This window comes from Enterobacter sp. 22499 (assembly GCF_052044815.1).
Classification (GTDB): domain Bacteria; phylum Pseudomonadota; class Gammaproteobacteria; order Enterobacterales; family Enterobacteriaceae; genus Enterobacter; species Enterobacter bugandensis.
In genome coordinates this window covers 648,537-669,469 of sequence record NZ_JBQENR010000001.1, presented here as the reverse complement: position 1 = coordinate 669,469, position 20,933 = coordinate 648,537, and the positions used below count along the sequence as shown (strand labels likewise).

Sequence of the window (20,933 nt, the reverse complement as noted above, 5' to 3'; positions counted from 1 at the left end):
TATTGCACTCCATTGCACACCGTTGCATACATCCAATACCACTTTTGCAGTGATAGCATTATCACTGCAATGAACTCTATCTGTTTTTTAATGAGGTAATATATGTCAGGTTTATACACGCCAGCGGCACTAGTCCGGGTTGTAAGTGCTGAGGATATTCAGAAGCAACTCAAAACCCTGTTCACTGATTTATTCTTTACCCGTGCGGTAACATTCGAAACCCGCGACATCATACTGGACACGATTGACGATCCCAATATTCCGATCGCAGCATTCTGTTCGCCAATGGTAGGCAGTAAGGTGGCACGCGATGAGGGTTATGAATCGAAATCCATCCGTCCGGGTTACATGAAGCCCAAAAGCAGCATTGATCCGAATAAACTGGCTGTTCGTCCGGCGGGTGTAACCCCTGAGCAATACAGCTCGCTCGATGCACGAAATATTAAAGTTAAACAGGCCATTCTGAAGCAATCCATTGCTATCCGGGCGCGTATTGAATGGCTGGCTGTTCAGGCCGTTACTACCGGGAAAAATATCATTGAAGGAGAAGGGATCGAACGCTACGAACTGGACTGGAATATCAAATCCCAGAACATGATCACTCAGGCTGGTGGCGCTGCATGGTCAGGTAAAGACAAAGCGACATTTGATCCAAATGACGACATTGAAACCTACTCAGAACTGAGCGAAGGCGTTACTAATATCATCATTATGGGCGGGAATGTCTGGAAGAAATACCGCTCATTCAAAGCGATCAAAGATGTACTCGATACACGTCGCGGATCTAATGCCCAGCTTGAAACAGCACTGAAAGACTTGGGCGATTCAGTGAGCTTTAAGGGCTATATGGGCGATGTTGCAATCGTCGTTTACAGCGGTCGCTATACCGACGAAGACGGCACAGAAAAATATTTCCTTGACCCGGATTTGATGGTGCTGGGTAACACTGCGCTACAGGGCATTGTAGCCTATGGTGGAATTCAGGATCCCGAACTCATCCGCATGGGCATCACCAAAGCAGAACTTGCGCCCAAGAATTACATCGTACCTGGTGACCCGGCAATTGAATATGTTCAGACGCATTCCGCACCGCAACCAATCCCGGCCCGCATTAACCGTTTTGTCACCGTTCGTGTGGCTTAAGGAGCATTCATGACTGCAAATTACATTGAGCTGGTGGCCGGCACTGAAGCGCTGGTATCTACGCTGGGGATTTTTTCTGGTGGGAAAGGCTTAATCCCTGCGCTGACACCGCTGATGCAGGATGCGACTACTGGTGCTCTGGTTGCATGGGATGGCGTTAAAGCAGGGCAAGCTGTTTATGTGTCCTGCTTCAGCGTCGATACCGCAAGCCAGACACAGGCGCAGGTCTACAAGACTGGTGTGCTGAATGTCGATGCACTCAACTGGCCGGAAGGGGTTACAACTCTCTCGGCAAAGATTGCCGCCTTTGTTGGTTCGGGTATTTCTGTTCAACCTCTGGCGCACGTGTGAGGAGATAACGATGAAAGTTAAAGACAAAAGCCTGATGGCAACCGCCGATACTCTCTATCCGGATCCGGTAGTGAACGAGCTGCAGGAGCTCGCAGACAAGATGAAAGTCAGTGAGCGCCTGGTTGATATGAATCAGGTGATAGAACTCACCACACTAAGCCGACGTACATTGCTTAACCTCGAAGCTCGAGGCGAGTTTCCGGTGCGTGTACAGGTCACTGAAGGGCGTAAGGCATGGTATCTGAGCGAAGTTATCGAGTGGATCAATAACATTCCTCGCAGCTCTGAAACATGTCAGGTCCCTGTGCCCGTCAAACCAGATGCATCACTATGCCTCAAGGCTGAGCGAGTTCGCCGACAGGCCCAGAACGGCAAAAGCAAGCTGATCGGCTAGGTGAGTCAGCCCGATTGACCCGGCGAAAGTGCGCGGGTCCTTTCGGGCAGTTTGGCTTACTACGGGGCGGCGACCTCGCGAAAAAGCGCTATTTATGAGATTTTCTGAGATGCTGGTGGTGTTGTTGTTGTTCCTTTTATCCTGCTGATTCCATTTGTTTTTCTCACTTCAATACACCCACTTATGCATCAAGTAAAACAGTCCAGAGGTGAAAATGACTCAACATCTGCTCAATAAAAAGAATATGGCGAAAAGCTGCAAGGTTGGCGTAACGGCTTTCGACAAGTGGGGCGTAGAGCCGGTAGAGCGAGCCGGGCGCGAAGCGTTTTATGATGTGGCAAGCGTTGTACGTAACAGGATTGATAATGAGCTAAGTAAAATTGTGGAGCAGGCAGGTGATATAGATGATGCTGAACTTTTGAAGGCAAGGATCCGCCTGACTAATGCCCAGGCTGACGCTCAAGAGCTTAAGAACGCCCGGGAAACTGGTGAAGTTATCGACACTGAATTCGCCACTTATGTGCTGGCAAAACTTGCTGCAGAAATCGGTTCAATCATGGACAGTCTACCATTGACGATTAACCGTAAGTTTCCTGATTTGGAGCCGCGTTTCTCCAATGCTATTAAAATTGAGGTTAACCGGGCGGTAAATCGAGCGTCGGCTGTGGGAGAGCTTATTCCTGAGTTGGCTGAGAAGTATATCGAAGAGAATCAGAAAAATTGATTGCATGGCAGATGCTACAATCATGAAAAATAAAATGCATCGGATGAGAATTCACATGCGGATATAAGTTTAGTATTATTCATAATACATCTGGGCTAGGGTTTTATTTAGAGCATAAGAATTAACCCCTCACCTTATAAATATAAAGTGAGGGTTAGGTTAGTTGTTTAAGTTTGCAATTTCTTTGCCGAGGGCTGTTTGCAAAAGTTCCCGAGCATAGTTAAGCATATAGCTATCTTCATGTTCTATCTTATTTATGACGCCGTGAACGATTTTTGACCTTATTGTGTAAATCTTGTTGAAGGCATCTTTGATATTTTTTCTTTGTCTAATGTTTTTTCCAATAAGGTAAGCACACCGATCACCTAATGTCTTTGTTAACCCCCCCTGATCCTGATCATCTCCAAAAATAGCTTCTAATCCCATACATAGCTGGAGGAATGCCATAACTGAATCTTCATTAGCATACGAAGTTATATACCAGTCAATAGCCATTTTTATACGTCTGGCTTCATTTGAGGAGTCTTTATATAACTGGCTGGACTTTTGTGTTATTACATCTATATATTCTTCAAGGGTTTTATCCAGCGCAGCATTTATCTCAAGGCGACTTATAAATCTGGATATGCCTATTGGTAAAACCTCTGAGTATGGTAGGAGGGGATAAGTTCTATCGACAATTTTTACAGAGTATTTAGTTATCATATGCGCATCAATTGCGTTTATAAGCCCTAATCCATTCATAAGTGGAGGGTTGATATTACTTTGATCTTTTAAATTGATGGCCTTTGTTTTTATCATGAAATAAAAGAATATATTTAATTTTTGTATGTACTCTCTCAGTATGTCATTTTTGGAAAAAGGAGAGTAAAATCCTTCACCTTCAAAATTAATACAGGTGATCTCCTTGGATTTTGTCGCGAACAATCCTATTGATTCTACTTCTTTATCAAGGGAAATTATTATTCCATCATGATTGGAACATGCGGGTAAAAGCATATTGTGCAGTTTGAAAGTAATTGATAAATTCGCGGGTGTGTTTTTGAGTGCATCTGAGATGAAATCCGTTAATTCATCGAGGTTGTCTTTAGGCATTTCATTTAAATAAAATGGTTGTTCACCAGTGTCAACTTCTTTCATTTTTTCGAAATAATAATTTATTGCATGAAGAAACGTTAATGCACACTGAGAACTGTCAATTTTAAAAGATACCTTTCTCTTGTTTAATTCGGTGGCTATCTCTGAAAAATTTCTCGATGTGTATTCACAATATGGGAATGAATTTAGTAGATAGGTCTTGAGTAATTCACTGTTAACCAGTTTTTTTATCTTTTGTTCAGATTTGATATGCATCTCTCTTTTGTTCACTGTGGCTTACTCCGAAGCATTCAAAGAGTTAAATTCTCTGTATTGCAGTGTGTATTGCAATCAAGATAGTTAACCATAATTAATATTGTTTTTTTCTTTCACAGTCAATCTCATAGCTACTTATTTGACTCATGTAGCCAAAACACGAAGTGAATCCGCTGATGACCCTCCGCCGCCTGCCTGATGAAGACCCACAAAATCTGGCCGACCCTGCCTATCGCCGTCGACGCATCATTCTTCAGAACATGAAAGATGAAGAGCTTGCAATTGCGCAGGTAGAAGAAAAGCAGGCCGTTGCTGCAGTCCTCAGTGGTAAATACACCATGACCGGTGAAGCGTTTGAACCGGTTGAAGTTGATATGGGACGCAGTGCCGGTAACAACATCACCCAGGCGGGTGCAGCTGCCTGGTCTTCTCGCGACAAAAAAACGTACGACCCGACCGATGATATTGAAGCGTACGCGCTTAACGCCAGCGGTGTGGTCAACATTATCGTCTTCGATCCAAAGGGCTGGGCGCTGTTCCGCTCCTTTGACGCGGTGAAGGAAAAGCTGGATACGCGTCGCGGTTCAAGCTCTGAGCTGGAAACCGCCCTGAAAGACCTGGGAATGGCCGTCTCTTATAAGGGAATGTATGGCGACGTGGCCATCGTTGTGTACTCCGGTCAGTACATCGAGGATGACGTCAAAAAGAACTACCTGCCGGATCTGACAATGGTGCTGGGAAATACCCAGGCGCGCGGTCTGCGTACCTATGGCTGCATTCTGGATGCAGATGCACAGCGCGAAGGCATTAATGCTTCAACGCGCTATCCGAAAAACTGGGTGCAAACGGGCGACCCGGCTCGCGAGTTCACCATGATTCAGTCAGCTCCGCTGATGCTGCTGCCAGATCCGGACGCGTTCGTTTCAGTCAAGCTGGCATAACTTTCCCCAGTGGCCCTGTTGGGCCACATTTCTGGAGTATTTCCCATGACAGAAAAAGAAACCCTTATCGCCCGACTGAAAGAGCTGGGCGTAAAGCTTGATCGTGAGGTCAACGTCACAGGCACCATCCAGGAGCTTACGTTACGTATTTCTGAGCTTGAAGAGGAACTCGACGAAGACGGAGAAGAGGGCGCTGAGGTGTCCGTTGCCAGCACTACTGCTATCAGCACCTCGGGCCAGCCCGGACCAGAGAACACCTCTGGCTCTATTACCGAGAATCCTGCGTCATATGAGCCCGGCGAGCTGGTGGCGGTTGAGACACTGGTGACCTTGCACATTGATGCACTTCACGCCACACGCAACGAGTCCCTCTCTATTGTTGAGCCTGGTGTCGTTATTCGCGTGACCGACGCGGAGGCTACCGAACTGATTTCTCAGGGGCTGGCCCGGGAAGTCTGACAGGGGGCCTAATGGCTGATTTCGATAATCTTTTTGATGAAGCAATGGCGCGCGCGGATACCACTATACGTGGAGTGATGGGCGCAGAGGCAAGGATAACCTCTGGATCTTTATCCGGCGTCACGCTCCGCGGGGTCTTTGACGATCCAGAGAACATCGGTTTCGCAGAAGCGGGGATCAGAATTGACGGAACCAAGCCGACGTTTTTTGTGAACTCATCGGATGTAAGCGTGCTGGAACGTCTGGACACGCTGAAGGTAAACGGGCGCGAATTTTGGGTTGATCGCGTGGGCCCGGATGATTGCGGTTCCTGCCATGTATGGCTGGGTAGTGGATCACCTCCCGGCGGATCGCGGCGTCGTTAAGGAGCATTCATGTCGATAAAAGGTCTTGAGCAGGCGATTGCTAACCTGGATAGCCTGGACAGAAATATGGTTCCCAATGCCAGCGCATGGGCTGTGAACCGGGTTGCTGCTAATGGCGTCTCGGTTGCCGTCCGAAGGGTGGCGAAAGAAACGGTAGCCGGTGATAACCGCGTTTCGGGGATACCTGTAAAGCTGGTCAGACAAAGGGTGAGAATCAACAAAGCCTCGGCGTCAGGGCACTCAGCGGCCCGAATTAAGGTTAACCGGGGCAACCTTCCCGCCATCAAACTCGGTGCCGCGCAGGTCAGGGCTACGAACCGAAAAGGCCCGCTGGTTCGAAAAAGTAGCGTGCTGAGAATTGGCCGTTATGTTTTTCGCGACGCCTTTATCCAGCGCCTGGCGAACGGCCGCTGGCACGTCATGAAGCGCATTGCAGGAAAAAGTCGTTATCCCATCGACGTGGTCAAAATCCCATTGTCCGCGCCCCTCACTACTGCTTTCGAAGCAGAGAAGAAACGCATGCTTGAAGAGGAAATGCCAAAACAACTTGGCTATGCCCTCAGGCAACAACTGAGGTTGCATCTGACACGATGAAACACACTCTCATTCGCCAGAAAATTATTGATGTGCTTGAAGAGGCCATCGGGATCGACGTCATGTTTTTTGACGGGCGCCCGGCTGTCATTGAGGAGGAGGATTTTCCTGCCGTCGCGGTCTATCTGACCGATGCGGAGTATACCGGCGAAGAACTTGATGCCGATATGTGGGCGGCAACGTTACATATCGAGGTCTTCCTGTCCTCGCAGGTACCAGATTCCGAACTGGATGAATGGATGGAAAGCCATATCTATCCGGCCCTCGCTGATGTTCCCGGCCTTGATTCACTGTTAACGCTCATGGTTCCACAAGGCTTCGACTACCAGCGCGATGATGCGATGGGGCTGTGGACCTCCGCCGATATGAAATATTCAATCACTTACGAAATGTGAGGAAAACATGCCAACACCAAATCCACTTGCTCCTGTAAAAGGCGCCGGTACGACGCTCTGGCTTTACACCGGAACGGGCAACGCTTTCGCTAACCCACTCTCTGATATCGACTGGAATCGCCTGGCGAAAATCAAAGAACTTACGCCGGGCGAAATGACTGCCGAATCGTATGACGACACTTACCTCGACGACGAGGATGCCGACTGGAACGCGACGGCCCAGGGGGCAAAATCTGCTGGCGATACCTCGTTCACCCTCGCCTGGAAACCGGGCGAAGAAGGGCAAAAAGACCTGGTCGCATGGTTTATTGATGGCTCAGTACGCTATTACAAAATCAAATACCCGAACGGTACCGTCGACGTTTTCCGCGGCTGGTGCAGCAGCCTGGGTAAAGCCATTCCGGCAAAAGAGGTCATTACCCGTACAGCGAAAATCACCAATACCGGCAAGCCGGAGCTGGCTGAAGAAAGCGGGACCCCGAATATCCCCGTGACCGGCGTTACGCTCGATAAAGCCACGGCAAGCGTGGTCGTGGGCGCAACCACAACGCTCAATGTGACGGTTAACCCTGCCAGTGCCTCAGATACCTCGTTCCGCGTGGCAACCTCCGACGGGGCAAAAGCAACGGTCACCGTTAGCGGCAACGCGATCACCGTCACCGGCGTGGCGGCAGGCACCGCTGACGTTATTGTTATGACCAGCGATGGTAATTTCGTAGCGGTCTGCAAAGTCGCCGTAACTGCAGCGTAAGGAAGGACGCATGTTTCTGAAAAAAGAGAAGTTCACCTGGCAAACAGAATCCCTGACCATCTTCGAGCTGTCGGCGCTGCAGCGTATTGAGTACATCACGTTTATGGCCGCAGAGGAAAAGGCCGTCAGCGCTGACAGCGACGGCATCAGCGATCAGGAAATGACGGCCAGGCTGATTGGCTCAAATATTCGCTGCGGTGCGCGTTTGATCGCGATGTCTTTGTGGCATAACGATCCGGCTGGCACGGATGTGGAAACGCTTTATCAGCAGGTGCTTAGCGGCTGGCCGCCGGAGGCGATCGGTAAAGCAGAAATGGAAATAAAGCTGCTCTCCGGCATGCTCGTTCCGGTTGAGGATGACAATCCTGCCGATCCGGATGCCTCAGCGGAGGCCGAAAGTGCTGAACCCGTTACGGCGGAAAAGCCCTTGCCAGCGAGCTGAAGTTTGTCCTGAATCTGGCGCGCGAGTTCGGGCGACCCGACTGGCGCGCCATGCTGGCTGGAATGACTTCCAGTGAGCTGGGCGACTGGCACCAGTTCTACCGGGAGCATTATTTTCAGGACGCGCAGCTCGATGCGCATTTCTCAGAGCTGCTTTATTCCATCTCCACTCTTTTCTTCCGCGACCCGGAACTTACCCCCGCACTTTTCAGCCTGCTTTCTCCTTCGGATGTCGTCATCAGCGATGACGAGCCGAATGATGACACGCTGATGACCGCCGCTGAGGGGATCACAGGAGGTATCCGATATGGCCCAGCAGATTAGCGATCTGGTTATTAAGCTGGATGTTGACCGCGCAACCTTCAGCGAGCAGGTCGCCCGAATCAAAGGGCAACTGACAGGAATGGCGGATGAGTCTGATAAAGTTCAGGCGCGAATGCAGCGTGCTGCGGACCGTCAGAGCGCAGCACTAAAGAGTGTGGGCGACGCTGGCGCGGCGGCCGCCGCAGATATGAAATCCCGTCAGTCAGCCGCAACGGAAGGGCTGACAAAAGACTGGCAGAACGTTTCCAGGTCCGTTGATGAAACTCATCGCCGCGTGACCGAACTTAACCAACGCATGCGTGAGAATGACGGGCAGGCTGCAGCGCTTGCCCGCCGACAGGATGAACTGGCGGCATCATTTTTCCGTCAGATTGACGGCGTTCGCCAGCTCAATGGTGAAACACAGTCGCTTGCGAACGTGCAGGCGCGCTTTCGCGCAGCCAGGGCACAGGGCAACATAACCCAGCAGGATTATCTCGCCCTTATTTCCCGCACCACGGCCCGGCAAAAAGAACTGCAGATCGTGGAGGAAAAATCGGCCGCAGCGCGCACGCGATTCCTCAGCCAGCTGAAGCAACAGGTTGCAGAGCAAAAGCTCTCCGGTACCGAGCTGCTGCGCATGAAGGCGGCGCAGGTCGGTGCCAGCGATGCGGCTGAGGTCTATATCCGCAAGCTTGAAGCTGCCAAAGTGGCCACGCACGGTCTGGGGCTGCAAAGTGCTGCTGCCCGGCAGGAGCTGGGGGTACTTATCGGCGAGGTCATGCGCGGTAACTTCGGTGCGCTGCGCGGCTCAGGGATCACGCTGGCTAACCGGGCAGGATGGATAGACCAGCTGCTGTCGCTGCGCGGGCTTGGGATCGCCGGCATGGTTGGTGGGATTGCCGCGGCGGTATTCGGGCTGGGTAAGGCCTGGTATGACGGCAGCAAAGAGTCTGAGGAATTTAACAGGCAGCTGATCCTGACCGGGAACTACGCGGGGAAAACGTCAGGGCAGCTTCAGGCGCTGGCGCGCTCGCTGGCCGGTAATGGCATCACGCAGCATGCCGCAGCAGGCGTGCTGGCACAGGTCGTTGGAAGCGGCGCGTTCAGCGGGAATGACGTCAGCATGGTCAGCAATGTTGCCGCCAGGCTGCAGCAGGCTACCGGGCAGGCCGTTGACGAAACCATAAATCAGTTTAAACGCCTGAAGGATGATCCGGTTAACGCAGTCGCTACGCTCAACGATTCCCTTCACTTTCTGACGGCTACCCAGTATGAACAGATAGCTTCTGCTCAGGCGCTGGGGGATTCGCAGAAAGCTGCCGAGCTGGCCATGCGGGCATATTCCGACGCGGTCATTCAGCGCGCCGGGGCGGTCGAGGATAATCTTGGCTCCCTCGAAAAAGCCTGGAACTGGGTGAAGAATGCCGCCTCCGGCGCATGGGATGCGATGCTTGGCATAGGGCGTAATCCTGACTCCGCGATGAAGCGCCAGGACTCTTTTGCTGAATGGCAGGCAGCAGAGAAAGAGTACCGCGCGCTGTCCAGCAATCTTAAAGTCGACCCGGATTATGCCGGTAACAACGTTCTGCAGAAAGCGGATGCGGAAAGGCTGAGAAACGCGCGCCAGCAGGTGGAGCTGAAAAAGCAGGCTTACGATCTTGCCGATCAGCAATACGCCCAGGAAGGGCTGGCAGCCGCGCGGGAAAAAATGCGGACGGACCAGCAGGCTCAGGCAATCCGCAACCAGCAGCAGTTTAACCAGCTGGTGGAGTCCGGCGCGACGGCGGCAGAAAAGCGGGCTTCAGCAGAGAAAAAGCTCAGTCAGCTTATTGAGAAAAACCGCCAGGATGCGAAAGACGGTGTCGCCACGCTGTGGACTGAAAAGGACATTGCCGCTGCCCGCGCCGGGATTGAAAAGCAGTGGAAGGATCCAAAAACGCCGAAAGGCAAAAGCTACTCAACGCCCGCCGGGGATAAAGCCGAGGAAAAGGCGCAGGCCGAACTTCTCACCCTTCAGGCCCAGCTTAAAACGCTTGAGCAGCATACCAGCGTGAACGACGTCATAAGCAAACAGCGTCAGGATCTCTGGCAGACTGAAAATCAGTTCACCGTTCTGCAGGAGGCCGCGGGGCGTCGTCAGCTTACAGCGCAGGAAAAATCCCTGCTGGCGCACAAGGAAGAAACGCTCGAGTACAAGCGGCAGCTGGCCGATCTGGGCGATAAGGTTGCCAGCCAGCAAAAACTCAACCAGCTGGCCGATCAGGCCGTGAAGTTTGAGCAGCAGCAAAAAGCCGCCAGGGCGGGCCTGCAGGCTCAGTCTGAGGGGGTATCCACCCGGGAAGCCGGGCGACAAACTACGCTGCAGCGTCTCAGCGAAAGCTATTCGTACAACCCTCAGGCGCAGCAAAAGGTTCTCGAAGAGCAAAGGGCGACGTTCGAGGCTGAAGATGCCCTGCGCGCAAACTGGCTGGCCGGTGCGAAACAGGGCTGGGCCGAATATCAGGATTCAGCGACAAACGTTTTCAGCTCTGTTCAGCAGATTTCGCAGGCTACGTTCAGCGGGCTGGCGGGCCAGCTTACCAGCCTGACGACAACCGGGAAGGCGAGCTTCAGGGACTTCACCAGCTCGATCCTTAAAATGATAGTGTCCGTTATCAATCAGCTGCTGGTGGCTTACACCATCCAGAGCGCAATGGGCTGGGTTAGCGGCGGGGCGAAAACCTCCTCTGCAGGTCAGTCATTAGCGGTCCCGTCATACCGGCCACAGGGTTTTGACGTGGGCGGTTTTACCGGGCACGGCGGCAAGTACGAGCCAGCCGGTATCGTTCACCGCGGGGAATTCGTCTTCACCAAAGAATCAACCAGCCGCATCGGCGTGGCTAATCTCTATCGCCTGATGCGCGGGTATGCCTCGGGTGGTCTGGTCGGCGGCGGGAGCGCAGCCGGTGCTGGCATGGGCGGGATCAGTGTTTATGCCCCAGTCAGCATCAGCCAGCAGGGGAGTGACGGGAGCATAAATCAGGCGAACGCCACGGGGACGGCGAAACAGCTGCAGGCGATTGTTCAGCAGACAATCACCGAGCGACTGAAAAAAGAAATGTCCGCAGGCGGCGTGCTTTATTCGAGGAGGACACCGTGACAGACACGTTTACCTGGCGCACCAGAAAAACAGCGCAGGGAACTGAAACAGCCCGAACGCTGCAGGCCCAGTTCGGGGATGGCTACAAACAGATAGCAGGGATGGGGATCAACGACAAACAGGAAACGTGGAACCTGGACTGGACGGGCACCAGACAGGAGGCGGCTGCGCTGCGCGCTTTTCTGATGTCTCACGTTACTAAATCGTTCTGGTGGACCACGCCATGGGGAGAAAAAAAGCTGTTCAGAATGAAATCCGATTCGTTCAGCGTTTCTTTCCCTACCGGGAAAAAAGCCACTGTTGCCTTCACTTTTGAACAGGCGTTCGCGCCCTGATTTTCTCGACAAACACTGAAAGCTGCCTCCGGGCGGCTTTTTTTATGGGGGGAGTATGAGTTTTACGGCAGACATCCAACAGCTTGAGCCCGGCAGCGTTATTCAGCTGATTGAGATCGACGGCACTGAATTCGGTATGGATCAGGTGCTGCGTTTTCATGCGCACAATATTCAGGAAGAGGGGTGGGCAGCCTTCGCTGCAGAAAATCTGCCCGCCATTATCTGGCAGGGAAACCAGTACGATCCCCATCCCTACGAACTGAAGGGGATGGAATTGTCGAGTACAGGTTCACAGCCAACGCCCACGCTGTCCGTCGGGAACGTCGGAAACTATGTCACCGCGCTGTGTCTTGAATATGACGATATGGTCAGGGCTAAGGTCAAAATCCATACCACGCTTTCGAAGTATCTCGACGCCGCCAACTGGAAAAAAGGTAATCCGGGTGCCAGCCCTGCCGATGAGCGCGTACAGCTCTTTTACGTCAATGCTAAAACCGCAGAGACGCGGGTACAGGTTGATTTCGAGCTGTGTTCTCCTTTCGATATTCAGAGCCTGCAGCTGCCGACACGGCAGATTACGCCTGTCTGCACCTGGTGTATGCGGGGCTGGTACCGAAGCGGGACCGGATGCGATTACAACGGCACGAAATACTTTACCAAAGACGGTACGCCGACCGATGACCCGTCGAAAGACGTTTGTGGCGGCCGCCGGCAGGATTGTCAGGATCGTCACGGCCCGGACGCGCCGCTGCCGTTCGGTGGTTTTCCGGCCGCTAACCTGCAGGGGAAATAAAGATGCGTGAAAAATTGCTGGATGCTATCCGTCAGCACGTCGCTGCTGAATATCCCAAAGAAGCCTGCGGCCTGATTGTTCAGTCAGGCCAGCAGCAAATCTTTATTCCCTGCCGCAACATTGCCGATAAACCCGAGGAGACATTCATGCTCTCCCCGGAAGATCAGCTCGCTGCCCGCGCGCGCGGTGAGATCATCATGCTCATTCATTCCCATCCGGATGTGGTCCGGCTGGTGCCCTCGGAGCTGGACCGGATCCAGTGCGACTGGTCAGGTATTGAGTGGGGGATCATGTCCTGGCCGGACGGGGATTTTTGTACGATCTCCCCGCGTGAAGACAGGGATTATATCGGGCGGCAGTGGGTACTGGGTTACGCGGACTGCTGGTCGCTTATCCGTGAATTTTATCTGCGCGAATACGGCATTGGACTCGGGAACTATTCGGTACCTTACGAATGGTGGGAGAGCGGCAAGGAACGGCTCTACGACGACAACTGGGAGCGTGAGGGATTTGTTGAGATTGCCGCCGGTGCAATGCAGCCAGGGGACATCATCATGATGAGCATGCAGGCATCGGTGACTAATCACGCCGCTGTATATGTGGGTGACAACATCATTCTGCATCATCTGTTCGGGCACCTTTCTTCGCGAACGCCTTATGGAAAATATTATCGCGACAGAACGGTCCGGGTGGTCAGGCATAAGGATCGAATGCATGGTTAAGACGCTTATTCTCGAAGGGAAAATGGCTAAAAAATTCGGTAAACGCGTTCAGTTTGATGTTGCCGACCTGCGCGAAATGCTCAGGGCCATGTGTTCACAGGTACCCGGATTCAAAAAATATATGTCGGAAGCTCATATGAAGGGGATCCGTTTCGCCTTTTTTAACGGTGACAACAATATCGGACTGGAAGAGTTTGATATGACCCGCGGTGGAAGCGTGTACCGGATCGTGCCCGTTTATGAGGGGGCCAAAAATTCGGGCGTCCTGCAGATAGTTGTTGGCGCCGTTGCGCTGGTCGCCGCCTTTTTTACTGCCGGTGCGAGCATGGCTGCCTGGGGGGCGGCGATGAGCGCAACAGCCATCAGCGCCACGTCGATTTTGACCGGGGTTGGGGTGTCAATGATGCTGGGCGGCGTTGTCCAGATGCTTACGCCCCAGCCATCCTTCGGCGCAGGTAAATCCTCCAGCACGGACAACACGCCTAACTACGCCTTCGGGGCGCCGGTTAATACGGTCGCTATGGGACATCCTGTCCCCCTGGCCTACGGTCTGATCGAGGCAGGGGGAGCGATAGTCAGCGCCGGTATGTACTCGAGCGATAAGCAGTAGGCCAGCGGCCACTAACTTAAAGGTGCTTCGGCGCCTTTTTTTTATGGGTGAAAAAATGCAGCTTCTTAAACAAGAAACCATCCTGCAGGGTGCCAAAGGGGGAGGTGGCAGTTCACATACTCCGGTTGAGCAGCCTGACGATCTGCTGTCGGTCGCAAAGTTAAAAATGCTCATTGCCGTTTCTGAGGGGGAAATACAGGGCGACCTGACCGCTCAGAACATTTTTCTCAACGATACGCCGCTGGCAAACGACAGCGGGGAATACAACTTCAGAGGCGTGAAATGGGAGTTCCGCAAGGGGACACAGGACCAGACCTATATTGCCGGGATGCCCCAGGTCGATAACGAGCTGGCGGTGGGCACAACTGTCACCACCACCGCGCCCTGGACACGCCAGTTTACCAACCTTTCCCTGGATGCCATCCGCATCAAGCTCAGCCTTCCGGTCCAGTATCTCTATAAAGATAACGGCGATATGGTGGGCACGGTTACCGAGTATGCGATCGATTTATCAACGGACGGCGGCGCCTGGAAAACGGTTGTAAACGGCAAGTTTGACGGAAAGACCACGACGGAATATCAGCGTGACCACCGTATCGATCTGCCAAAATCCACGTCCGGCTGGTCTGTCAGGGTCAGGCGTATTACGGCTGATGCCAGCGGATCAAATTCGAAACTGGTTAACGCCTTCAAGGTGTTTTCGTATGCGGAAGTCATCGACAGCAAGCTTCGTTATCCTTTAACCGCGCTCCTGTATGTAGAAGTGGACAGCAGCCAGTTCAACGGCAGCGCGCCGAAAGTGACCTGTAAGATAAAAGGCAAGCTGATTAAGGTTCCGGATAATTACGATCCGATAACCCGAACCTATTCTGGCTCATGGTCCGGCGGGTTCAAAATGGCCTGGTCCAATAACCCTGCCTGGATCTTTTACGATCTGGTTCTGGATGAAATTTACGGCATGGGCACGCGCGTGGATGCGTCCATGGTGGATAAGTGGGCGCTGTATTCAATCGCCCAGTACTGTGACGAAATGGTTTCCGACGGGGCCGGTGGCACCGAACCACGTTTCACCTGCAACGTTTTCATTCAGAGCCAGGAGGACGCCTGGCAGGTACTTAACGATCTCGCCGCGGTATTTCGTGGAATAACTTTCTGGGGCAACGATCAGATTTATGTCCAGGCAGACGTCCCGCAGGACGATGTTGACTGGGTTTATAACGTCTCAAACGTTATCGATGGACTGTTTACTTATGCGGGCGGCTCATACAAGAATCGCTACAGCTCCTGCCTGGTGTCCTGGTCCGATCCACAGAACCATTACAGCGATACCGTTGAGGGGGTCTACGATTCGGCGCTTGTAGAACGTTACGACGTCCGGCAGACGTCCCTGACCGCAATCGGCTGCACCTCGCAAAGTGAAGCGCACCGGCGCGGGCGCTGGGTACTACTCTCCAATGCCAAAGACGGTACCGTATCATTTGGCGTGGGGCTGGATGGCTACATCCCGCTGCCCGCTGAAATTATCGGTGTCGCCGATCCTTTCCGTTCCGGCAAGGAGAACGGGGGACGCATCAGGGCGGTCAACGGCCGCCAGATTACGCTGGATCGGGAAATAGACTACGCGGCGAAAGACCGGCTGGTGGTTAACCTGCCTGACGGAAAAGCCCAGACGCGCACAATCAGCGCGGTGAGCGCAGATAAAAAAACGGTGACGGTGGCCACCGCATTTAGTCAGGCACCTGCCGCCGGTGCTGTGTGGGCGATAGACAGTGATAACCTCGCGATACAATACTTCCGGGTGACTTCAATTGCGGCTAATGACGACAGCACTGGGGGTTTCACGATTACGGCCGTTCAGCACGATCCAAACAAATACCGTTACATCGATGACGGCGTTCGGATCGAGTCGGCCCCAATCAGCGTCACGCCGATAAGCGTACTGTCTGCGCCGAAGAATATTGTGATGACTGAAAGCGATCATGTGTCGCAGGGCCTGACGGTAGCAAGCCTTGACGTGTCATGGGAAAAGGTGGAGGGCGCAATCCGGTACGTTGCCCAGTGGCGCAAGGACAACGGGGACTGGATAAACGTTCCGGTTACCAGCGCGCAGGGTTTCTCGGTTCAGGGCATTTATTCGGGCAGCTATGACGTGCGCGTCCGGGCGCTGAATGCGCAGGATTCGTCGTCACCGTGGGGATACGGCAAAACAACTTATCTCTCAGGTAAAACGGGAAAACCGGGTACTCCGCTCAACTTCCTGGCGACCGAAGATGTGGTCTGGCATATCGACCTGACCTGGAAATTCCCGGATGGCTCAGGCGACACGGCCTATACAGAGATTCAGCGCGCCACAACCTCTGACTTTGCCAATCCTGAACTGCTGGTCCTGGTGCCATACCCGGCTGCAGATTATCAGCATGGTCCCATGCCTGCCGGCGTTCGCCAGTGGTACCGCGCGCGCCTGATTGACCGTATCGGTAATGCCGGTGACTGGACCGACTGGGTCATGGGCTCGTCCTCGATAGATGTCAGCGAAATAACCAATGACATTCTGGAGGATATGAAAGAGTCGGAAACGTTCAAAGACCTGCTCGAGAACGCGGTGGACAGCAACGAAAAAGTTGCAGGCATGGCGGATGAAATCAAAAAGCATGCCGACGAGCTCGAGCAGCAGGCGAAAGACATCCAGGAGAACGCTGACGGGCTGGCGCAGGCCGAAGTGAAGATAGACGAGATTTCTGTTTCGATGGACGGCATGACAGGAGGCGTGAAGAACTCGGCAATTGCGATAATCCAGGCCAATCTCGCCCAGGTGGCCACGCGTAAAACCCTGTCGGCATCGGTTGCCGGTAACAGCGCGCAGCTGGACCGCATTGATGAGGTGATCGTCACTGACAGGGAGGCAACGGCACGCGCATTGCTGAGCCTGCAGACGAACGTCAACGGTAATACGGCATCCATCAACAGTCTGAGCCAGACGGTTTCGAATTATCAGCAGGCCACGGCGACGCAGATAAACGCCATTACTGCGACCATAAACGGTAATACGGCGGCGATAACAACCAACGCCCAAGCCATTGCGAACGTAAACGGCCAACTCAGCGCGATGTACAACATCAAGGTTGGGGTAACGAGTAATGGCCAGTATTACGCCGCAGGAATGGGGATCGGTGTGGAGAATACGCCATCAGGGATGCAGTCGCAGGTTATCTTCCTGGCCGACCGTTTTGCCGTGACTACTGCAGCCGGTAACAGCGTGGCTTTGCCGTTCGTGATCCAGAACGGGCAGACATTCATCCGGGCCAGCTTCATTCAGGACGGTACCATTGAGAACGCCAAAATCGGCAACTTTATTCAGTCCAATAACTATGTGGCTGGCTCTGTAGGCTGGAAGCTTGATAAAGGGGGAACGTTTGAAATTAACGGTGTGGGTGGCGGCGGCAGGATGTTGATATCCAGCACGCTCATTCAAATCTACGACAGCAACAACGTGCTGCGTGTCAGAATGGGGTTATGGTAATGCCACAGGGGTTGCAATGCTGGGACGGAGCAGGGCGTATTTCCGTTGATTTAAGTGATTATGCTATCCGCTATATTGGAAGCACAACAGTAACATTTGCTGCCGGGGAAACGGCGAAAGACGTTTCATTTTCCGGTATAACCCAGGATGGTTCATTTATATCAATTGTAACAACTGACGTAACTGCAAATGAATATTACTGCCGCGCTTTTAATGGCGGCTTCACTGCATTCTATTTGCCTATCACCGGTAGTCCTGCATTCACTTTTACAGTTGAGGTTTATAACTTTCAATGAGCGGATTCGAAGTTTACAACAGTGCCGGGAAGTTGCTCGTCGATTCGCAAAACAGGTCCACCCTTTTTTATGATCAGCGTTCTCTGGGGGCTGTGACTGAAAAAGGGTTTTACCGTGTAGACAGCCCGTTTGGTGACGGAAGCACGCTGGGATTTACCCAACAACAATTCTGGAATGACGGGAATTTGCGCTGGCTTCAACTGGATGCAAATAAGTATGGTTTACCCGGCGCCGATCTTCTTGAAGATAATGCAGGGAGGATGATACGCACGACGCGAAATATTGGAATGCAGAGCGGTTACCTTGATGTATTCGACGCTGGTGGAAACCTTATCTGGAGCGCTGCATCAGCATCGAAAATGCCCAGGGTCGTTGGTTTTTTTGATGTGCCAGCGAGTTATGATCTGCAGAACAATACCTTTACGATAAACCTCGGCTTTAATCCGTGGATTCTGATTAACAACTGTCCGGGAAATCTAAGTGATGATGGCGGGGCGACGGGTTACTCAGGGATCGCTTTAAGGTGGACTGGCTCACAGCTGCAGGGCAGGTATATATCCAAAAACCAGCGCAACTGGAGCCAGATACTACAGGGACGAGGGTTACGAATTCCCATCGCTCAGTTTGTCGGAATTTGATACTGGCGGGACGCGGGGGTATTGAGTAGCGATCATGTCTTGCTTTACACCCTTTGCAGGTTCGAATCGGTATACAACATCAAGCTTATCCGTTTTCTTATAACAGATGTTGCTGAGCCGCTTATTTATATGTCGGCTGAAAATTCCATTGCTGCTATCTGAAATTACGTTAACTTCCCTCGTAGCGCAGTCGATATTTACGTGAATATCTCCCCCAAGAGATATGCGCGCCGCATCCACCGGGTAATCCATTTTGAAGGCATAGTCTCTGTCTTTATTGGCACAGCCAGCCGCCAGCAAAAGTGCCACGGCAAATAATCGTTTCATTTCTACATTCCTGTATCTGCGGGAATATCCATTTTATTAGAGTTTAAAAAATAGTCAGATTGATATGAGCGATCAATTTTACAAGATTGATCGTTTCAAGCGATCGTTATTATCGTGAGGTAGTTCATGCTTTATAACAATGGCACTATCGCTATTAACGGAAATACCGCAACCGGCACTGGCACAAACTGGACGGCATTGGCCAGCCAGGTTCGCGCTGGCCAGACGATTATCGTCATGTCTAACCCGGTTCAGATGTTCCAGATTTCATCCGTGAACAGCGCCACGTCAATGACGGTTACGCCTGCTGCTTCCCCAGCGCTGAGCGGCCAGAAGTATGGAATACTGGTGTCCGACAACATCTCTGTCGACGGACTGGCACAGGCGATGTCGCAGCTTATCAAAGAGTATGACGAGAACATCGGCGCGTGGGAGATGTTTGCCACTACCTCAGCCAACCAGAACATAACCGTTACGATCAACGGCACCTCCGTAACTATCCCAGGCATCGGCAAACTGGCTCAGAAAGGTACCAATGGTACTCTCCCGATTGACCAGGGCGGTACCGGGGCAACAACGGCAGAAGGCAGTCGCACAAACCTCGGTTTAGGAGACAGCGCCACCAGGAACGTCGGAACGGCGGCGGGAACGGTTGCTGCAGGGGATGATTCGCGTCTTAAAACAATAGAAGGTAAAACAGGTGGGACTGTTACTGGCGGCGTTGTTGCATCTGCAGGAAACATAGTGGGCGTAGCTTCAGGATCTGGCGGTAATAAGGCTATTACTTTAGGTAACGTTGGTTCAGACGGTCCGGCTGAAAATTATGTTAACTGGCTTTCTGGTAACTACTATTCTGGCACATGGAGGCTTGGCGCTGTACGTGGGTCAGGACCCGATTTAGCCCGTGTACAAATGAACATCTATGATGGTGTAAGTACCAATGCTGATTTCCGCTGGTACCCATACGGAGCGTTTCAGTCAAAAACCCATATTGGCCCTGGGGAAGGATACGGTGGCGGTTACCAAGATATTGTTAACGGCTACAGCACGAACACATCGTTTGCACGCCCAAACCTATCAACTCCAAACGATAGTGGATTTGTACCATTTGGCAGGTGGCATACCTATTGCTCAGGGGGGTATCACGCCGTTACCGCTCTTGGATCTATTTCCCAGGGGAAAAGCAACTGGCCATCTATTGAACTTGTAACCATTGGTGATAGCGGATCTGCAGGAACGCGTATTTTCTCGTTTAATACCGTTACCGCGGATATTTCAGTTTCAGGCAGTGGTGGTTTTGGGGGCAATTATATTTTCTCTAAACAACCAAACTGTGATATCGAACTGAAACATAGTGTGAAATACGATGATGGTTATCAGTCATACGAGAATATCAAGAAATTCCTGCCAGCAACTTACGTATACAACGATGACCCTTTGGAGAGAGTTCGCCGAGGTGTTATCGCTCAGGATGTCATGAAGATCGACAGTGAGTACGTAACGTTGGTCCCAGCAGCACCGAAATTTGATGGTGAAGGCAACAGGGTTGATGCTGACGATACGTTAGCGCTGGATAGCAACGTCATCATGCTTGATACCGTGTTGGCACTGAACTACGTCATTAAACAGCTGGAGGCAACACAGAAAGAGCTCCAGGAGCTTAAGCAAAAATAGCGGAATCATGAAGACTTAGCTTTCAGTCGCAGCCCGTTCTGGCATTTAACGGGCTTTGTCTCCCTCAGATCTGCTTACATCTGCGCCATTATTGAAAAATTTACAAAAGAGATAATTCGAAACGAGAGATAAACTTAGAAACGAAACGGCGAAGCTTTAAGCAGTGACGATAGGGCCTGTATCTTGCGGACACTTACAAATAAAACTACTGTATATAAAAACAGTATTTGAGGTGTGTGCAATGGAATTCATCAGGCCAACAGAACTGCGAGAAATTATCGCTCTTCCGCTTTTCAGTGACTTAGTACAGTGTGGTTTCCCCAGCCCCGCAGCTGATTACGTTGAACAGCGTATCGATCTCAATGAGTTACTTGTCGCTCACCCGAGCTCTACATATTTCGTCAAAGCCGCGGGGGATTCAATGATCGAAGCCGGGATAAGCGACGGTGATCTGCTGGTGGTGGATAGTTCGCGCACGGCTGAGCACGGTGACATTGTCATCGCCGCGGTTGAAGGGGAATTCACTGTTAAGCGTTTGCAGTTGCGTCCAAATGTCCAACTCATCCCAATGAATAGCGCCTACAGTCCGATTGTTGTAGGCAGCGAAGATACGCTGGACGTTTTCGGCGTTGTTACTTTCATCGTCAAATCGGCGAGCTGAG

The 20,933-nt window shown here is 52.1% G+C and carries 23 protein-coding genes and 1 pseudogene; 22 read left to right on the top strand and 2 right to left on the bottom strand.

The genetic code is table 11. The annotated features are described in order from the left end of the window. Positions 1 to 102: 102 nt before the first annotated feature. The 4 genes from ACTJI7_RS03260 (at position 103) to ACTJI7_RS03245 (ending at position 2,612) form a co-directional block, all read left to right on the top strand. Positions 103 to 1,143 carry a major capsid protein gene (locus ACTJI7_RS03260; RefSeq protein ID WP_099543328.1) on the top strand — a complete coding sequence of 347 codons (1,041 nt, stop codon included), beginning with the start codon at positions 103 to 105 and terminating at the stop codon, positions 1,141 to 1,143. 9 nt (positions 1,144 to 1,152) lie between these two features. Continuing rightward, positions 1,153 to 1,494, top strand: coding sequence for a head decoration protein (locus ACTJI7_RS03255; protein ID WP_248188517.1), 342 nt, complete (start codon positions 1,153 to 1,155; stop codon positions 1,492 to 1,494). 10 nt (positions 1,495 to 1,504) lie between these two features. Beyond that, complete coding sequence (locus ACTJI7_RS03250) at positions 1,505 to 1,888, top strand: helix-turn-helix transcriptional regulator (RefSeq protein WP_248188520.1); 384 nt, start codon at positions 1,505 to 1,507, stop codon at positions 1,886 to 1,888. Between the two features lie 214 nt (positions 1,889 to 2,102). Beyond that, positions 2,103 to 2,612, top strand: coding sequence for a terminase small subunit (locus ACTJI7_RS03245; protein ID WP_248188522.1), 510 nt, complete (start codon positions 2,103 to 2,105; stop codon positions 2,610 to 2,612). Between the two features lie 159 nt (positions 2,613 to 2,771). On the opposite strand, the gene ACTJI7_RS03240 is transcribed toward ACTJI7_RS03245, so the two are convergent. Then, positions 2,772 to 3,980 carry a hypothetical protein gene (locus tag ACTJI7_RS03240; RefSeq protein WP_440669682.1) on the bottom strand — a complete coding sequence of 403 codons (1,209 nt, stop codon included), beginning with the start codon at positions 3,978 to 3,980 and terminating at the stop codon, positions 2,772 to 2,774. 137 nt (positions 3,981 to 4,117) lie between these two features. Between ACTJI7_RS03240 and ACTJI7_RS03235 the strand changes: the two are divergent. The 16 genes and pseudogenes from ACTJI7_RS03235 to ACTJI7_RS03160 form a co-directional block, all read left to right on the top strand. Beyond that, a pseudogene (locus ACTJI7_RS03235) lies at positions 4,118 to 4,906 on the top strand (major capsid protein); the annotation flags it as partial. Positions 4,907 to 4,951: 45 nt separating this feature from the next. Beyond that, the gene (gpFI, locus tag ACTJI7_RS03230; RefSeq protein WP_052259186.1) at positions 4,952 to 5,365 is read left to right on the top strand and encodes a DNA-packaging protein FI; all 414 of its coding nucleotides are present in this window, start codon (positions 4,952 to 4,954) and stop codon (positions 5,363 to 5,365) included. 11 nt (positions 5,366 to 5,376) lie between these two features. Further along, entirely contained in the window at positions 5,377 to 5,730 is a 354-nt protein-coding gene (locus tag ACTJI7_RS03225) for a head-tail joining protein (RefSeq protein ID WP_039025133.1), read from the top strand. Positions 5,731 to 5,739: 9 nt separating this feature from the next. Beyond that, positions 5,740 to 6,324 (top strand): phage tail protein, encoded by a 585-nt coding sequence (locus tag ACTJI7_RS03220; protein ID WP_023292731.1) that lies wholly within the window; start codon positions 5,740 to 5,742, stop codon positions 6,322 to 6,324. Beyond that, on the top strand, positions 6,321 to 6,719 hold the full coding sequence (locus ACTJI7_RS03215) for a phage minor tail U family protein (RefSeq protein WP_000683284.1): 399 nt from the start codon (positions 6,321 to 6,323) through the stop codon (positions 6,717 to 6,719). The genes ACTJI7_RS03220 and ACTJI7_RS03215 overlap by 4 nt, the downstream gene beginning before the upstream one ends. Positions 6,720 to 6,726: 7 nt before the next feature. Continuing rightward, the gene (locus ACTJI7_RS03210; RefSeq protein WP_032677929.1) at positions 6,727 to 7,470 is read left to right on the top strand and encodes a phage tail protein; all 744 of its coding nucleotides are present in this window, start codon (positions 6,727 to 6,729) and stop codon (positions 7,468 to 7,470) included. A 10-nt stretch (positions 7,471 to 7,480) separates the two neighbouring features. Further along, the gene (gene gpG / locus ACTJI7_RS03205; protein WP_032677930.1) at positions 7,481 to 7,912 is read left to right on the top strand and encodes a phage tail assembly chaperone G; all 432 of its coding nucleotides are present in this window, start codon (positions 7,481 to 7,483) and stop codon (positions 7,910 to 7,912) included. A gap of 50 nt (positions 7,913 to 7,962) precedes the next feature. Beyond that, positions 7,963 to 8,235: a phage tail assembly protein T gene (locus ACTJI7_RS03200; RefSeq protein WP_246949789.1), complete on the top strand. Its 273-nt coding sequence runs from the start codon at positions 7,963 to 7,965 to the stop codon at positions 8,233 to 8,235. Continuing rightward, a complete protein-coding gene (locus ACTJI7_RS03195; protein WP_246949786.1) occupies positions 8,219 to 11,356 on the top strand; it encodes a phage tail tape measure protein in 3,138 nt (1,045 codons plus the stop codon). The genes ACTJI7_RS03200 and ACTJI7_RS03195 overlap by 17 nt, the downstream gene beginning before the upstream one ends. Beyond that, positions 11,353 to 11,691: a phage tail protein gene (locus ACTJI7_RS03190; RefSeq protein ID WP_032677933.1), complete on the top strand. Its 339-nt coding sequence runs from the start codon at positions 11,353 to 11,355 to the stop codon at positions 11,689 to 11,691. Before ACTJI7_RS03195 ends, ACTJI7_RS03190 begins: the two co-directional genes overlap by 4 nt. 55 nt (positions 11,692 to 11,746) lie before the next feature. Beyond that, the gene (locus ACTJI7_RS03185; protein WP_032677934.1) at positions 11,747 to 12,484 is read left to right on the top strand and encodes a phage minor tail protein L; all 738 of its coding nucleotides are present in this window, start codon (positions 11,747 to 11,749) and stop codon (positions 12,482 to 12,484) included. A 2-nt stretch (positions 12,485 to 12,486) separates the two neighbouring features. Next, a complete protein-coding gene (locus tag ACTJI7_RS03180) occupies positions 12,487 to 13,206 on the top strand; it encodes a C40 family peptidase (protein ID WP_246949784.1) in 720 nt (239 codons plus the stop codon). Continuing rightward, entirely contained in the window at positions 13,199 to 13,816 is a 618-nt protein-coding gene (locus tag ACTJI7_RS03175) for a tail assembly protein (RefSeq protein WP_246949781.1), read from the top strand. Before ACTJI7_RS03180 ends, ACTJI7_RS03175 begins: the two co-directional genes overlap by 8 nt. Before the next feature lie 43 nt (positions 13,817 to 13,859). Further along, entirely contained in the window at positions 13,860 to 17,336 is a 3,477-nt protein-coding gene (locus ACTJI7_RS03170) for a host specificity protein J (protein WP_440669675.1), read from the top strand. Then, positions 17,330 to 17,632, top strand: coding sequence for a hypothetical protein (locus ACTJI7_RS03165; protein WP_071888249.1), 303 nt, complete (start codon positions 17,330 to 17,332; stop codon positions 17,630 to 17,632). Before ACTJI7_RS03170 ends, ACTJI7_RS03165 begins: the two co-directional genes overlap by 7 nt. Continuing rightward, positions 17,629 to 18,270, top strand: coding sequence for a hypothetical protein (locus ACTJI7_RS03160; RefSeq protein WP_063154256.1), 642 nt, complete (start codon positions 17,629 to 17,631; stop codon positions 18,268 to 18,270). Before ACTJI7_RS03165 ends, ACTJI7_RS03160 begins: the two co-directional genes overlap by 4 nt. Here ACTJI7_RS03160 and ACTJI7_RS03155 read toward each other — a convergent pair. Next, a complete protein-coding gene (locus ACTJI7_RS03155) occupies positions 18,235 to 18,597 on the bottom strand; it encodes a hypothetical protein (RefSeq protein ID WP_063154253.1) in 363 nt (120 codons plus the stop codon). The genes ACTJI7_RS03160 and ACTJI7_RS03155 overlap by 36 nt on opposite strands. 126 nt (positions 18,598 to 18,723) lie before the next feature. Here ACTJI7_RS03155 and ACTJI7_RS03150 point away from each other — a divergent pair, with 126 nt between their 5' ends. Together ACTJI7_RS03150 and ACTJI7_RS03145 are read left to right on the top strand one after the other, a co-directional pair. After that, on the top strand, positions 18,724 to 20,271 hold the full coding sequence (locus tag ACTJI7_RS03150) for a tail fiber domain-containing protein (RefSeq protein WP_047749200.1): 1,548 nt from the start codon (positions 18,724 to 18,726) through the stop codon (positions 20,269 to 20,271). Positions 20,272 to 20,512: 241 nt separating this feature from the next. Then, positions 20,513 to 20,932 (top strand): translesion error-prone DNA polymerase V autoproteolytic subunit, encoded by a 420-nt coding sequence (locus tag ACTJI7_RS03145; RefSeq protein WP_023618012.1) that lies wholly within the window; start codon positions 20,513 to 20,515, stop codon positions 20,930 to 20,932. The last annotated feature ends 1 nt before the right edge of the window (position 20,933 follow it).